The 16,077-nt window shown below is 47.5% G+C and carries 11 protein-coding genes; 8 read left to right on the top strand and 3 right to left on the bottom strand.

All coding sequences use genetic code 11. The annotated features are described in order from the left end of the window. The first annotated feature begins 214 nt into the window (after positions 1-214). From ACJJIW_RS04085 to ACJJIW_RS04105, 5 genes are all read left to right on the top strand, one after another. Entirely contained in the window at positions 215-2,800 is a 2,586-nt protein-coding gene (locus ACJJIW_RS04085) for an LPS-assembly protein LptD (RefSeq protein ID WP_444936740.1), read from the top strand. Next, complete coding sequence (locus ACJJIW_RS04090; protein WP_282934594.1) at positions 2,800-4,143, top strand: peptidylprolyl isomerase; 1,344 nt, start codon at positions 2,800-2,802, stop codon at positions 4,141-4,143. The genes ACJJIW_RS04085 and ACJJIW_RS04090 overlap by 1 nt, the downstream gene beginning before the upstream one ends. Before the next feature lie 71 nt (positions 4,144-4,214). After that, entirely contained in the window at positions 4,215-5,198 is a 984-nt protein-coding gene (gene pdxA / locus ACJJIW_RS04095; protein WP_282934450.1) for a 4-hydroxythreonine-4-phosphate dehydrogenase PdxA, read from the top strand. Between the two features lie 148 nt (positions 5,199-5,346). Further along, positions 5,347-6,147: a 16S rRNA (adenine(1518)-N(6)/adenine(1519)-N(6))-dimethyltransferase RsmA gene (rsmA, locus tag ACJJIW_RS04100; RefSeq protein ID WP_282934451.1), complete on the top strand. Its 801-nt coding sequence runs from the start codon at positions 5,347-5,349 to the stop codon at positions 6,145-6,147. Positions 6,148-6,174: 27 nt separating this feature from the next. Beyond that, entirely contained in the window at positions 6,175-6,987 is an 813-nt protein-coding gene (locus ACJJIW_RS04105; protein ID WP_282934452.1) for a symmetrical bis(5'-nucleosyl)-tetraphosphatase, read from the top strand. A 131-nt stretch (positions 6,988-7,118) separates the two neighbouring features. On the opposite strand, the gene ACJJIW_RS04110 is transcribed toward ACJJIW_RS04105, so the two are convergent. Beyond that, positions 7,119-8,441: a M1 aminopeptidase family protein gene (locus tag ACJJIW_RS04110; RefSeq protein ID WP_444936741.1), complete on the bottom strand. Its 1,323-nt coding sequence runs from the start codon at positions 8,439-8,441 to the stop codon at positions 7,119-7,121. Between the two features lie 327 nt (positions 8,442-8,768). Then, positions 8,769-9,797 (bottom strand): UDP-glucose 4-epimerase GalE, encoded by a 1,029-nt coding sequence (gene galE, locus ACJJIW_RS04115; RefSeq protein ID WP_282934455.1) that lies wholly within the window; start codon positions 9,795-9,797, stop codon positions 8,769-8,771. Positions 9,798-10,147: 350 nt separating this feature from the next. Between galE and ACJJIW_RS04120 the strand changes: the two genes are divergently transcribed. The 3 genes from ACJJIW_RS04120 (at position 10,148) to ACJJIW_RS04130 (ending at position 15,174) form a co-directional block, all read left to right on the top strand. Beyond that, positions 10,148-12,070, top strand: coding sequence for a PrkA family serine protein kinase (locus tag ACJJIW_RS04120; RefSeq protein WP_282934456.1), 1,923 nt, complete (start codon positions 10,148-10,150; stop codon positions 12,068-12,070). A gap of 237 nt (positions 12,071-12,307) precedes the next feature. Further along, positions 12,308-13,585 (top strand): YeaH/YhbH family protein, encoded by a 1,278-nt coding sequence (locus tag ACJJIW_RS04125; protein WP_444892685.1) that lies wholly within the window; start codon positions 12,308-12,310, stop codon positions 13,583-13,585. Further along, complete coding sequence (locus tag ACJJIW_RS04130; protein ID WP_282934457.1) at positions 13,585-15,174, top strand: SpoVR family protein; 1,590 nt, start codon at positions 13,585-13,587, stop codon at positions 15,172-15,174. Before ACJJIW_RS04125 ends, ACJJIW_RS04130 begins: the two co-directional genes overlap by 1 nt. A gap of 76 nt (positions 15,175-15,250) precedes the next feature. On the opposite strand, the gene ACJJIW_RS04135 is transcribed toward ACJJIW_RS04130, so the two are convergent. Continuing rightward, entirely contained in the window at positions 15,251-15,823 is a 573-nt protein-coding gene (locus tag ACJJIW_RS04135; protein WP_282934458.1) for a helix-turn-helix domain-containing protein, read from the bottom strand. Positions 15,824-16,077 lie beyond the last annotated feature (254 nt).

Consider the following 16,077-nt stretch of genomic DNA (forward strand, 5'->3'; position numbering starts at 1 on the left):
CTACTTTGCCTTACACAAAAGCAGAACACGAGTCCCAGGTAATTTGTGTTTCAGGGTCGAATTTCCACCTGTAGCATTACGGCTCCAGTACGGCTATTAACCACTTCTACATTCAAGTAGAATCGGGCGATGATTTTGCGCGCCCCGGCTCGAAAGCTGTCGCACGTATCTATCGATAAAGAAACACTAAAAGATAGCTGGAACATATCGTTTGATGCTTGAAGTCTCCCGGTGGCGTCGCCTCGCTCTGGCGATTGCTAATAACTCCCAAGCCCGCTCTGTCGTTCTCGGCCTGATCGCTGCGCAGCCGTTGTGGGCGCAAGCCAATCAAGGGGAACCAACCCCCGATCCCGATTACAACCCCTATTTGTACCTGGACTGGTTACCCCGCTCTGAGCTAACCCCAGAAGAGCAAGCCAACCTGCCAGCTGTGTGCTCTGGTGCCTTCGTGGCCCCTCCGCGAAACTATCCCGGCTCTGACCTCCCCCCTGGAGAAGCCCCCCTTAGGGCTACTGCGGAGAAGTCACGATGGCTGGAGGACGGTTCCGCTGAGCTGAGCGGAAATGTACATATCACTCAGGGTTACCGACAGTTGTTTGCCGACCAGGTCAAACTGGACCGCCCTGAAAATATTGCCACTTTAAACGGCGCTATTGAACTTCGGGAGCCCGGTTTGCTGATCCGTGGTTCCTCCGCTGAAGTCCATACCGAAAGCGAAGCTGCCTCCGTTGAAGATGCCACCTATGTGGTACACGATGCTTTTATCCACGGTGGGGCCGAGCTGGTAGCACGTCAAACCAGTGGCGAGTTAACCCTGACCGAAGGCACATATACCCGCTGTGAGCCCGGACGTGAGTTCTGGCAGCTCACAGGCCGTGAGATCAATATCGATGAAGTAGAGAGTCAGGGTACTGCGCGGGATGTGCGCTTGAAGATTCTAGACGTGCCTGTTTTATACCTGCCGTATTTCCGCTTCCCGGTGGGCGACGCGCGCATGTCCGGCTTTCTGTTTCCCACACTCAGTAACAGCGACAAGAATGGCTGGGATCTCGCCATCCCCTACTACTGGAACATCGCCCCCCAAATGGACGCCACCATCTCCCCGCGCTATATCCAGCATCGCGGTGCCGGGTTGGAGGTCGAATTCAGACACTTGGCAGAAATGTTCAGTACTGAAATACGTCTGGCCGACTTGCCCGATGACGATGGCGGCAACAATGATCTTGCCCAGGACCTGATTGATGAAGGCTTTCCTGAGGATCTGGTTCTCCCTTATAAAGGTGAGGACCGTTGGCTCATCAGTTTAGAGCAGCAAGGGGGGTACAGCGGCAGTATTTGGCGGACCGATATCGATTATACCAAGGTCAGTGACCCCGACTATTTCCGCGATTTGAGCACAGCTAATCTCGATATCAATGCAGAAACCAGAGTTAGTCAAAAGGTTCAAGGCTTACTGCGAAGCGAACATTGGAAAGCAACCTTACGTACTCAGGATTATCAAGTACTAGAAAACGACGCCTTTGATACATTTGCCCAATATCCCCGCTTTGATGTCGATGGCGATTATCGCTGGGATGACTGGCTACTCACTATGCAAAATGAAGTCACCAGTTGGGATCACAGCGATACGCAGACGATTCGATACATCGAAGATACCGATGATCCCGACAGTGTCGTCACTGAGACAAGAAACTTTATTACTGCAGATAGACTGCGCCTCGACTATGAATTCTTCTGGGATAAAGAATGGCTCTGGGGATATTTTAAGCCGGGAGTGGCCGGGCGCTACCTCGCATATAGTGTGAGTGACCAATTCCTACCCGAAGATGCCGACGATACTCCAGACGCGGCTGCCGCCCAGTTTATTCTGGATACAGGGCTCTACTTTGAACGGGATAGTCACATTTTCAATCGCGATTTTATTCAGACTCTAGAGCCCCGGTTATTCACCCTGATCAGCAGCAATGCCGATCAAAGTGATTTTTTTGATATCAGTGATGGCGCCGATGATATCAACGCTAGCAGTAACAACCTGTTATACGATACATCGCTATACACCTTCAGTTATGACCAGTTATTCCGCGATAGCCGTTTTACCGGTAACGACCGAATCGACGATGCAGACAGACTTGCCCTTGGCCTGACAACCAAGTATATCGACCCCATAAGTGGTCGAGATCTGTTTTCAGCGAGTATCGGGCAGATTTATTATTCCAGTGACACCCAAATTGGCCGCACCTCTTACATTGAGGATACCCCACGGTCAGAACTAGCTGCGCGAATCGAAAGTCGCCCTTTCCAGTCTTTGCGCCTGGGCACTGAACTGGTCTATGAGGATAGTGAGCACAACATCAATCGTGGCAACTTCAGCCTGCGTTATTTTGACGACGAATTCCGCATCTTTAACTTAAGCTACTACTACGAGCGCCCAGACTCCACAGATGATGAGGACGAAGATGAGGATGAAACAGTAAGTCAGCTGAACGCCTCAACGGCCCTCCCACTTAGTACCCATACCTCACTCATGGCAAGTGCCAGCTATGATCTTACTTTGAATCGGGAACTGGAATACTTGGCAGGTATCGAATATGACGACTGCTGCTACCGTACCCGACTAGTGTGGCGTCGCACGCTGGACAATGATCTCGCAGGGGTTGTATCAGCTGAAGACCTAGAGTACGACGAGGGCATCTACCTCGAAGTCGAACTCAAAGGATTAGCGGGTTTTGGTTCAACCGTGACAGAAATGCTGACCCAGGGGATTGCCAACTTTGATCAGAGAGAAGAGCTGAAACAGTGATGAGAATAATTAAGAAGTTCATACCGAAATTGGGCCTGACGCCCTTACTGGCTGTAGGCGCCCTGATTGCCACTACAGCCACTGCGCAAGTCAGGAACCTTGACCGGGTAGTCGCTGTTGTTGATGACGATGTTGTGATGGCCAGTGAACTGACCCAGCGCATGAATACCATCACCAGCCAGATTCAAGCGCAACAGGTGCAGGCTCCGCCTGTAGACATATTGCGCCGGCAGGTACTTGAACAGCTGATTATCGAGCGTTTGCAGCTGCAGATGGCCTCTCGTGCTGGCGTCACTGTCTCCGAATCCGAACTAGACCAGGCTATAGCCCGGGTTCAGCAAAATGCGGGAGTCAGCCCTGAAGTGTTCCGTCAGCGTCTACTCGCAGATGGTATGAGCATGAAAAGCTTCCGCCAGCAAATCCGCCAGGAACTGATGATTCGCCGTGTTGAACAAGGCAGCGTTAACCGTCGTATCCAGATTACAGATCAGGATATTGATAACTTCCTACGCTCCAAGGAAGGGGAGTTTTGGAAGTCCCCCCAGTTTGAGCTAGGGCATATCCTAATTCCCGTAAGTTCCAGCGCTCCCACCAGTGAAGTTACCCAGGCCCGGGAAAAGGCTGAGGATCTAGCTAAGCAAGCCAGAGATGGCACCGACTTCCGCCGCCTGGCAATTGCGAACTCTGCTGGTCAAAATGCTCTTTCCGGTGGCGACCTGGGCTGGCGCAAGACTGTCGAGCTCCCCACTCTGTTTGCCGATGCTCTCACAGACCTAAAAGCCGGCGATGTGACCGAACCTTTCCGTAGTGATGCAGGCTTCCATCTGCTAAAAATTCATGCTCAGAAAGGTGCCAGCGAGCAGCTGGTAGAGCAGACAAAAGTTCGCCATATCCTACTTAAGCCATCGGCTATTCTCACCGACGACCAAGCTTACAATAAGCTGATTGAACTACGTGAAGAAGCTATGGCCAGTGATAACTTTAGTGAATTGGCACGCGAAAATTCAGAAGATATTGGCTCGATGCTATCCGGCGGCGACCTTGGCTGGTCTATGCCCGGGCAGTTCGTACCTGAGTTTACCCAGGCTATGGACGCAACGGAGATTGGTAATATCAGTCTACCCTTCCGCAGCCAGTTTGGCTGGCACATCCTGCAGGTTGAAGATCGCCGTAAACAGGACATGACCGATCAATATATCCGCAATCAGGCCGCTAACTTGCTGCGCAATCGTCGCTACGAAGAGGAGTTGCAAAACTGGCGCCGTGAAATTCGCGACCAGGCATACGTTGAAATCAAGCTGCCAGACTCTGAGACAACTGAGGATTCAGTGGATCAACAGTAAACCGCTTAATCAGCGGGAAAAGCCGGGCCCTGTGCCCGGTTTTTTTTTGTAGCTACAGGAAAGTTATACAAATGATTCCTAAAATTGCCTTCACCCCTGGAGAGCCCGCAGGTATCGGCCCTGAACTCGCCGTGAAAATTGCGCAAGGGGGTTCTTCAGCACAGATTGTCGCAATAGCTGATCCTCAGCTGCTAACAGATACTGCTGAGGCTCTGGGGTTACCAATCAAGCTCCTTCCTCTGTCCGATAAAGCAAATGACGGGACACCACCCGGCAGCCTCTATATTTTGCCGATCACAATGGCCGAGCCAGCCAAGCCAGGACAGCTTAATACAGCTAATGCGCACTATGTTTTGGAAACTCTTTCAGTTGCAGCAGAGGGCTGCCTATCAGGCGAGTTTGATGCCCTGGTAACAGGGCCAGTACACAAAGGTGTCATTAACGAGGCGGGAACATCGTTTAGCGGCCATACCGAGTTTTTTGCTGAAAAAGCCAAGGTTGAACGTGTGGTAATGATGTTAGCCGCAGACGACCTTCGTGTTGCTCTTGTGACAACCCACCTCCCCCTCAAGGATGTGAGTAGTGCGATCAGTCGTCCACTTATTGAGCAGGTTATTACCATCCTCGACAAAAGTTTGCGGGAACATTTTTGTATTCCCAGTCCTCGCATCAGTGTATGCGGCCTCAATCCACATGCTGGAGAAGGCGGGCATCTGGGGCGGGAAGAAATAGAGATCATCGAACCCACGCTCGAGCGCTTACGCAGCCAGGGTATATCCCTGAAGGGCCCACTGCCAGCAGATACCCTTTTTACCCCTCCCCATTTATCAGAATGTGACGCCGTTTTAGCTATGTATCACGACCAGGGGCTTCCAGTGTTAAAATTCAAGGGTTTTGGCCACGCAGTTAATATCACTTTGGGGCTACCCTTTATCCGCACCTCGGTAGATCACGGTACAGCTCTCAATATTGCGGGCACGGGCTCCGCAGAGTGCGGCAGCCTCCAGGCGGCACTAACCCAGGCTATCGCGCTGGCCAAGTTACGCAGTTCCTAACCAACACTAAAATTTGCCTGGAGAAAAGTGTCAACCACACCCTCACTGAAGTGTGTGCAGTAAATGGCCCCGAAGGGCATATCAACTGAAATATTCACTAACATTCCAAGGCTTAACCGCAAAATTAATCCAGGTTACAGATATATCAATGGATAACTTCTTTCAACACAAAGCCCGTAAACGCTTTGGACAAAACTTTCTCGTCGATGAAAATATTATCGAGCGTATTGTTCGTTCGGTAGGCCCCAAGGAATCCGACACCCTGATTGAAATCGGCCCGGGCCAGGGTGCAATCACTGAATTACTATTAAAACGCTGTCCATCCCTTACCGCTGTAGAGCTAGATCGGGACCTGATTCCGATGCTGGAATTTAAATTCAGGGAATACCCCGAGTTCAGCATTATTGAGCAGGACGCATTGAAATTTGACTTTGGCACCTTTGCCGGTAATAAGCAGCTGCGCATCGTCGGTAACCTGCCGTATAACATATCCACACCGCTACTGTTCCACCTGCTCAGCTTTCGCGGACAAGTCCAGGATATGCATTTTATGCTACAGAAAGAAGTAGTAGACCGGCTCAGCGCAACGCCATCCACCAAATCTTATGGACGACTTAGCGTGATGGTTCAATACTACTGTCGCGTACAGGGCCTGTTCCCTGTCCCCCCGCAGTCCTTCCGGCCCGCCCCCAAAGTCGATTCTGCCATCGTGAGGTTGGTTCCCCACAACACCCTGCCATTTACTGCAAAAGATGAAGGACTATTAGAGAGAATCGTCAATATTGCCTTCCAACAACGCCGCAAGACTCTGCGCAATGCCCTTAAACCCCTTTTTCCAGATCTCAACCCCGAGCAACTACCCGTAGATGCCGGCCGCCGACCTGAAACCTTAAGTGTCGAGGACTTTGTTAAACTGGCCGACTACTGTACAAACTTGCAGCAGCAATAATTATTTTTCATATTTTTGGGGGAAACCTTGGCAACTTACGCCATCGGAGATATTCAAGGATGCTTTGCAGCTTTTCAAAGCCTTCTCAAGAAAATCAATTTTAGTGCTGACCGTGACAAACTCTGGCTTGCCGGAGATTTGGTTCACCGGGGTGAAGACAGCCTGAGCACTCTTCGTTTTCTCTATGAGCACCGCCAACAGGTGACAGCAGTATTAGGCAATCATGATCTGCATTTACTGGCGATTGCTCACGGCGCTAAGTCCTTATCTGAAAAAGAACATGACCTTGCCAAGGTTTTAAACGCAAAGGACGCTGATAATTTACTGGAATGGCTACAAAGCCTTCCCCTTCTAGTACACAAGAAGGGTTACACCATGGTGCACGCTGGCATCCCTCCCATTTGGAGTGTTACGAAAGCCCTAAAACTCGCCACTGAAGTCCATAAAGCCCTCGCCGACGAAGCTATGGCAAAAGCATATTTTTATGGTATGTATGGCAATGAACCACATTGTTGGGATGACCACTTGATCGGCATTGAGCGCCTGCGCTCCATTACCAATTATTTTACAAGAATGCGTTTTTGTAAGGCGGATGGCACTCTGGACCTGATCAATAAAAAGGGGGTCCAGGCCTCTCACGGTGAATACCAGCCCTGGTTTAGCTTTCCCGATCGAAAAACCAGAAATGACAAAATTATTTTTGGGCATTGGGCTGCCCTGGAAGGCCGCGCAGATACTGAGAATATCTATGCCCTAGACACAGGTTGCGTTTGGGGAGGGTACCTGACTGCAATGCGATTAAGTGATGAAGAATTTTTTTGTACCGATTGTAGTTTTTAGTAGCCCTAAAAGCCCCCACAAAATAAACAGGAAAAGACTCCTGTTGTAACATTAACTGATTGTTGCCACTTAACCAGCTCAGCAACAATCAGCTCTTAACTTAATAGGCGCAACTACATATTACAGCGGACTTATATTACCTGTGAGAGCTTTTCTAAAGTTGCTTCAGGATTAGCTAATTTACGACTAACCAACTGCCTTATAACCTCAACCAACTCTCGGGAAGTTTCGTTCTCTACTATCTTAAAGAAACTTTTAATCCCTTTTTCTCCCCCGCTTTCAATTTCTTCTCGATAATTTCTCCATAATGAATAAATACTTGCAGAGCCATTACTTTTCTCCTGCAAGGACTGATCAATTGCCCGATGTATAAGTAGGCCACAACTATAATATAGATCAAACCTTCCATGGTTAGCTGCTTCTACCAACGAAAATTTTTTCAAACCGTTCGAACAACTCGCCCTAAATTTATCAACTTTGGCATAAACATACTTTTCAAAATTAGGGTATAAATCTAGCAGAGCCGAGGCTGCCAGCCAGCCCGCATTCCCCTCATGTAACCAGGAGTCTCGAACATCCTCTGACAAGACTTTATCTTTACCTTCCTGATGAAAATGAGCCACTTCATGGGCAAAAAACCAAATAATGTCACTAACAAAATTAGGTTCCGACAATTTTTCATCAAAGTCATTCCAATTCCAGTGCATGAATATCTGGTTGGGTAAGGTCCCCCCCTGATAATCATTACCATCAACTTGGGCGTATGAGGCGTATAAGACTGGTTTTTCTCCAGAATTTTTTCCAAGCTTTCTCTCAAAGTAGGCGATCAGCTTTGGAATGTCTGAATTTAATGACAACCTAATTCCATCTGGTAGACCATCATCAATGACAGCGATAAAGCTACGCTCTTCTACAGGTTTTTGGGTTCCGACATAGACATTCATTCCGCTATCCCGGTCAATCCAACTAGTTGCCCCAGTATATACCTGTCCTCCGACAACCATATATTCGCCTGGGGGAATCTTCATCGAAACTTTCCAGCTAGTGATCTCATCGCTACATTTTTCAATACAGGCAAACAGGCGCCCCGTATATATCAGATTCCCACCATTTGAATAAGGAGAGAACGGTGCATAATCTTTTTTAAGATGTTTATATGTAGGCGTTAACAAAATTTCAGCTCGCTCGAATGAAGCTCTATCCTTTCTGACCAGATACTCGTCACCATCAATAGAAACCATTTCAAAATCTAACGAAAGTGGCTTCCAGCGCTCGATACGAGAAGCATCTGGATTCCTAACAAAACCAATACGGCTTGTCGATCTATCCATTTGATAAACAAGTTTCCAGAGATTTCCTTCCGATTTCTCAATTAAGATATCCACCCCAGAATTTTCTTCAGCTAAAACTGAAACTCCTAGCATTATCAACAATATAAACTGGAAATATTTCAACTCTAACCCCTTTCTGATTGAAGAAAAGAAAATACGGGATACGGAAAACCATTGAGACTTAAACTTAGAATCAGCCAACAAATATTTTTATTAAAATCTAAATAAGTAAGCGGGACACAAGCTCATTAATATAAATAAAGACTTAAGCTCCGAGTAAACACCTAACTCATGAGTACTATAGTTACATTTTTCCAAAGAACTTACGGGAATCTCATTGCCTACAGTAATTCAGGAGGATTAAGTAAGCAATGAGCTGTAAACCTTAAATGAGAAATTCCTATTAACTGAAACTAATAAAGGATTACTGGTTTCCCCTAGCGTATTTATCTATTCAGCGCTATATCCTTTCGGGTTCTTATGCTGCCAGCGCCAAGTATCTTCCACCATACGAACTAAATCGTACTCGGCTTTCCAGCCCAGCTCTTTCTCAGCCAGTTCCGGATCTGCATAACACTCTGCAATATCGCCCGCTCTCCGCGGAGCGATATTGTAGGGAATTTCCTTGCCGCTAACACTTTCGAAAGCGCGTACAACTTGCAAAACAGAGCTGCCCTGCCCTGTACCCAGGTTATGGGTATAGCAACCCTCAGAAACCTCTTCTTTACAAAGCAAATTCAATGCAGCCAGATGCCCTCGAGCCAGATCCACTACATGAATATAATCCCGAACGCCCGTACCATCGACGGTATCATAATCACCACCAAAAACCTGCAATTGCTCCAGCCTACCTACAGCTACTTGGGAAACATAAGGTAGCAAGTTGTTGGGGATGCCACTGGGATCTTCACCAATAGTCCCGCTTTCATGAGCTCCAATCGGGTTGAAATAACGCAACAAGCTCACTTTCCACTGGCTGTTTGGCGCGGCGCAAAGGTCCCGCAACATGTTTTCCACGATCAACTTACTCGACCCATAGGGATTGGTTGCCCCAGTAGGGAAGTCTTCTTTAATTGGTACTGCTTCAGGATCACCATAGACCGTCGCAGAGGAACTAAAGATCAGGCGGTGAACCCCATACTCCTCCATTACCTCACATAAAGTCAGGGTCCCAGCCACATTATTCTGGTAATAGCGCAGAGGCTGAGCAACAGACTCACCAACTGCTTTCAGTCCGGCAAAGTGAATTACAGCGTCAATCTCATGATCAGAGAATACTTTTCGCAACCCCTCCTTATCATTAATATCGAGATGGTGAAAAGGGATAGCTTTGCCACCAATTAACTCAACCCGTCTCAGGGCCTCCTCACTACTATTCGATAGATTATCCACAACCACAGGCTCAATACCGGCAGCAAGTAACTCGATACAAGTATGACTGCCAATATAACCAGCACCACCAGTCACCAAAATCGCCATTTACATTCCTCAATTTTTCTCTAATACCCAATATGGGTCGTAGTAAAACGTAAAACAGCCGCTCAATTCAACCTATATAAGGGACATTCCACTGTCTGAGTGAAAGGGAAAGCTATGCTGGAAAAGCTGGAAGGCATTCATCGCTAGCTCCGGCAAAAAACAAGGTTCACAACGGCAATAACGATAGTGCTTCACGCCAAGCGTATCCCAAACAAGGTCTGGACTTTCAGCTCATGCACCACTCGACCCAATTGGAAAGGTCGCATAGAAATAGCAGCCAAGATCGTACGACATCCTAACGAAAGCAGGAAGCTGAGCTCATTCCGGTAGGCTACAGGGAGGTAGACACCATGACAATTTTCAATCACTACTTGGAAAGATACGAATCTATCCAGGACGAGGAACTCAGTATTCAGGAATACCTGGAACTGTGCAAGACGGACCGCAGCGCCTACGCGTCGCCAGCCGAAAGAATGTTGATGGCCATCGGTGAGGCCGAACTGGTAGACACCTCACGGGACCCCCGCCTATCACGTATTTTCTGTAACAAGGTTATTAAACGTTACAAAGCCTTCAGTGAATTCTACGGAATGGAAGAAGCCATCGAGCAAATTGTTTCTTTCTTCAGGCATGCTGCACAAGGGTTGGAGGAAAAGAAACAAATCCTGTACCTATTGGGTCCTGTTGGTGGCGGGAAATCATCCCTTGCAGAGCGGCTGAAAGCTTTAATGGAGCAGGTCCCAATCTACGCGATCAAAGGCTCGCCAGTCTTTGAATCTCCATTAAGTCTTTTCTCACCCACTGAAGATGGCCGTATTCTTGAAGAGGACTACGGCATTGCGCGTCGATACGTAAACACCATTATGTCTCCCTGGTCGGTCAAACGGCTACATGAGTTTAAAGGAGACATTAGTAAGTTCCGTGTGGTCAAAATTCGTCCCTCTATCCTCGATCAAGTTGCCATATCGAAGACAGAACCCGGTGATGAAAATAACCAGGATATTTCTTCCCTAGTCGGTAAGATTGACATCCGCAAGCTTGAGGATTTCCCTCAGAATGACCCCGATGCCTACAGTTTTTCCGGAAGTCTATGTAGGGCCAACCAAGGACTGATGGAATTTGTCGAGATGTTCAAGGCGCCTATCAAGGTGCTTCACCCCCTACTAACTGCAACACAAGAAGGAAATTACAATAGTACAGAGGGACTGGGATCAATTCCATTCAACGGTACAATCCTTGCCCATTCTAATGAATCAGAATGGCAATCATTTCGTAATAATCGCAATAATGAAGCTTTCCTAGACCGTATTTATATCGTTAAGGTTCCCTACTGTGTGCGGGTACAAGAAGAAATCCGCATCTACCAGAAATTACTGGAAAACAGCTCCTTATCAAAAGCACCCTGTGCTCCAGACACCCTTAGGATGCTGGCACAGTTCTCTGTTTTATCGAGAATTAAAAACCCTGAAAATTCCAGCCTTTACTCAAAGATGCGTATCTATGATGGCGAAAACCTAAAAGATACAGATCCCAAAGCAAAAACCATCCAGGAATACAGGGATAATGCTGGAGTGGATGAGGGTATGAACGGACTATCCACCCGCTTCTCCTTCAAGATCCTCTCAAAAGTTTTCAATTTCGATGCCACTGAAGTCGCAGCAAATCCTGTCCATCTCCTCTATGTTCTAGAGCAGCAAATAGAACAGGAGCAATTTCCTCCAGAAGTTCAAGAAAACTATCTTGGGTTTATCAAGGAATATTTGGCTCCTAGATATGTTGAATTCATCGGCAAGGAAATTCAGACCGCTTATCTGGAATCCTATGCTGAATACGGTCAAAACCTGTTTGATCGATACGTCACTTACGCCGACTTTTGGATACAGGATCAGGAATACCGTGACCCAGAAACAGGAGAAATTCTCGATCGTGGAGCCCTGAATGAAGAGTTAGAGAAAACAGAAAAACCCGCCGGAATTTCTAACCCGAAAGACTTCCGCAATGAAATAGTTAATTTTGTACTTCGCGCAAGGGCTAACAATCAAGGAAAAAATCCCGACTGGAGATCCTACGAAAAATTACGTGCGGTTATTGAGAAGAAAATGTTCTCGAACACGGAGGACCTTCTACCGGTCATTTCCTTTAACACCAAGGCCTCGGCAGATGATAAGCGCAAACACGCAGATTTCGTTGCACGTATGGTCGAACGTGGCTACACCGAGAAACAGGTACGATTGTTATCTGAATGGTATCTACGCGTAAGAAAATCGCAGTAGCAACTTTAACCCAACTTTAAATTGCCAGAGAAATACGAGGAAGCCAAACGCAAATACAGATTAGATCATCAACTTATAGGGAGCCTTTGAACGATTCCGCATTTTCCCTGCTGGACTTTCATAGGCTCGTTATAGTGAAGATACCAGTGCTTAAGTTAGGCTAATCCAGTAGGGAAATTTCTGAATAAATTTGGGTGATAGTTGCCAGTGTATTTTATTCGGAGTAAAGGCAGAAATATGAGCTATATCATCGACCGCCGCTTGAATGGAAAGAAAAAAAGCACAGTTAACCGGCAACGATTCTTAAGGCGCTATAAGGCTCACATTAAGAAAGCTGTCGGTGATGCTATGAATAGCCGCTCCATAATGGATATGGATAAAGGCGAGCGCATCAGTATTCCAACCCGGGATATCAGTGAGCCCCTTTTTTCCCACGGTAGCGGTGGGCATGTAGAACGGGTTCTACCTGGAAACAAACAATTTACTGCTGGAGATCGCATTCCTCGTCAAGGACAGAGAGGTGGTGATGGTAGTGGCGGTGGTGCCAGCGATAGTGGAGAAGGGGTTGACGATTTCGTCTTCCAGATATCGCAAGAAGAGTTTCTGGACTTTATGTTTGAAGGACTGCAACTGCCCAACATGATAAAGCAACGCCTCGCGGGTAACGAATCCTTTCAAATAGTACGTGCCGGAATTAGTAATGAAGGAACTCCGGGCCGCCTTAATGTGATTCGCTCACTCAGGGCTGCCCATGCAAGACGTATCGCCTTGACCAGTAATAAGCGAAGAAACCTGCGCAACTTAGAGGAAGACCTATCCCAAGAAGAAAACAAAGATACTGCTCTGCGAGACCAGCGCAAAATTGAGGCTCTTAAAAACCAAATCGCCGAACTTCGCAGCCGTATCAATCGAGTCCCTTTCCTCGATGATTTCGATCTGAAATATAACCTGTTGATTCGACAACCAAAACCTCGATCTAGGGCAGTGATGTTTTGCCTGATGGATGTATCCGGCTCGATGAACCAAGCCACAAAGGATATGGCCAAACGCTTCTTCTTACTTTTATATTTGTTCCTACAGCGCAGTTATGAATATACGGAAGTCGTATTTATTCGACACCACACTAGCGCCAAAGAAGTTGATGAAGAGGAGTTTTTCTATTCACGGGAAACAGGCGGCACCATTGTCTCAAGCGCGCTCAAATTAATGCGACGTATTATGAGAGATCGCTACCCCGCCAGCGAATGGAATATCTATGGAGCCCAGGCCTCAGATGGTGATAACTGGAACGACGACTCCAGTACCTGCCACCGAATCCTTATCGACGATATTATGCCCCATGTGCAGTATTACTCTTATGTGGAAATTACTCCCAGAGATCACCAGGCCCTGTGGGAAGAATATGAAAGTGTCCGTACTTTATTCCCCGATCACTTTGCTATGGAGCAGATTGTCGATGTACAGGATATTTATCCGGTGTTCCGGCAACTGTTCCGCCAAAAGGTGACTGCCTGATGCTCGACAAATTTGCCAGTGGCGCTGAGGTATCTGAATCTGAGTCGCCTCAGCCCATATCAACCAGCTCAGAATGGACTTTTGAATTAATCCAGGAATATGATCGCGCCATCGGCGCACTGGCAGAAGAGTTTGGGTTAGATACCTACCCAAATCAGATTGAAGTTATCTGTTCTGAGCAGATGATGGATGCCTACTCCTCGGTAGGAATGCCTGTGGGTTATCACCACTGGTCTTTTGGCAAGCAATTTATCAGCGTGGAAAATAATTACCAGCGCGGATTGATGGGGCTGGCTTATGAAATAGTCATTAATTCTAATCCCTGCATCGCTTACCTCATGGAAGAAAATACCATGACAATGCAGGCTTTGGTGATTGCTCACGCCTCCTATGGGCACAACTCTTTCTTTAAAGGGAATTATCTGTTTCGCTCCTGGACAGATGCCAGCAGTATTATTGACTATCTGATCTTTGCCAAAAACTATATTTCCCGCTGTGAAGAGCGCTATGGGCTTGATGAAGTCGAGGCCATTCTCGACTCCTGTCATGCCCTAATGAACTACGGTGTAGATCGCTATAAACGCCCTTACCCAATCTCGGCTATTGAGGAAGAACGCCAACAGCAAGAGCGAGAAGAGTACCGCCAGAGGCAGCTCAATGATTTATGGAGGACCATCCCAAAACTCGGTGACGGTATAGAGGAGACAAAGGAGAAACGTTTCCCCGAAGAGCCTCAGGAGAATATCCTGTACTTTGTTGAGAAAAATGCCCCTCTACTGGAAAACTGGCAACGGGAGCTGGTGCGTATTGTACGTAAGCTGGCCCAATACTTTTATCCACAGCGGCAAACCCAAGTAATGAATGAGGGCTGGGCTACCTTCTGGCACTACACTCTCTTAACCGAGCTGTACAAGCGCGGGCGGGTGACTGAAGGCTTTATGATGGAGTTTCTACAAAGCCACACCAATGTTATCTACCAACCCTCTTTTGACAGCCCTCACTACAGCGGTATCAATCCCTATACCCTAGGCTTCAGTATTTTTACTGACTTACGGCGTATCTGTGAAAGTCCCACTGAAGAGGATCGCCGCTGGTTCCCAGACATTGCTGGAAGCAATTGGCGTGAAACCCTCCAGTTCGCTATGCGCGACTTCAAGGATGAAAGTTTTATTTTGCAATTCCTGTCTCCCAAGGTTATGCGAGACATGAAACTATTTTGTATCAGCGACAACGATAAAGAGAACGATATTATTGTTAGCGCAATTCACGATGAGAGCGGTTATCGCCAGTTAAGAGAGAACCTTGCCGGCCAGTACAACCTGGGCAATCGGGAACCAAATATCCAGGTATATTCAGTAGATACCCGTGGTGACCGTTCACTGACCCTACATCACACACAGCACCGCCGTCGCCCCCTCGGTAAAGATACAGCAGAGGTATTAAGGCATCTTCACCGGCTTTGGGGCTTCGATGTTCACCTGAACAGTTTGAACGGGGATCAAATCACAGCCAGTTGCCACTGCCCGGAGCAGGGCCGAGATCGTCCAGATGGAGAAGAGGAATCTATGTTGATACCGAAACCTATTTAGGTTTCAGCACGGGGACTGTTGAAATACCAGCCCCGTACAGAAGTGGGGAATTAATGCCTGATAGCTGGATTGCTACTTAAGCATCAGCTTCCAACAAAAGTTTGGCCTTTGCAGAAAGTTCACCATGCTCAGAACGGTGAGTCAAAAGGGCATCAGCGCCAGCATCCAGCCAACGAGCTTTTTCCCCATCATCATCAGAGGGCACAACCAGAATACTCAGGTTCGAGTATTCACTGCGGGATCTGAGGTAGTCCAGCACCTGAAACCCACTCTCCCCCAGCAGTCCAGTATCAACCACCAACAATGCCGGCTTGGCACTCGCCATCAGGATACCGGCAGAAAAGCTATCACCGGCCACTTCAACCTCACACCCCATTTGTTGAAGCGCCTGGCGTCCACCTGAAGTCAGCTCAGGATCGGTCGTTAATAAAAGTACTTTGCGACTGGGAACTGCCAAATCGTTCGGAACTGGCATTGAGTTATCCCGTAGAAACCCCACGAAGTCCTCAACACAGATACGGTGATCACCACGCCCCGGAAGCTTGTATGCCTTGAGTTGCCCACGCTCAATCCAGCGAATCACCGTTCGGAAGTTAACACCGCAGTACCTGGCTGCTTCCCCGGTGGTTAGCACATGTAATTCGCTCATCTTTATTCTCCCCAACAACTGCGATTAAAAGAAGAACAGTTCTATTTCACAAAAGCATCCTCTGCCCCACAGAGTTACACGTGAAATTATCCTGCCCAGCTGAACCGCCCCTATAAATTATGCTGTTTAATGCTGCAAACCCAGCCCGAAATTCGGTCCATGTAGTTTATTAACGAACAGCAGAACAACCCCCTCAAAAAATACTAATAGATATAGTTGACAGGTATGACAGGTTTCTTAGAATGGCACTAGAT

It is taken from the genome of Microbulbifer maximicatervae (SeqCode) (genome assembly GCF_052467815.1).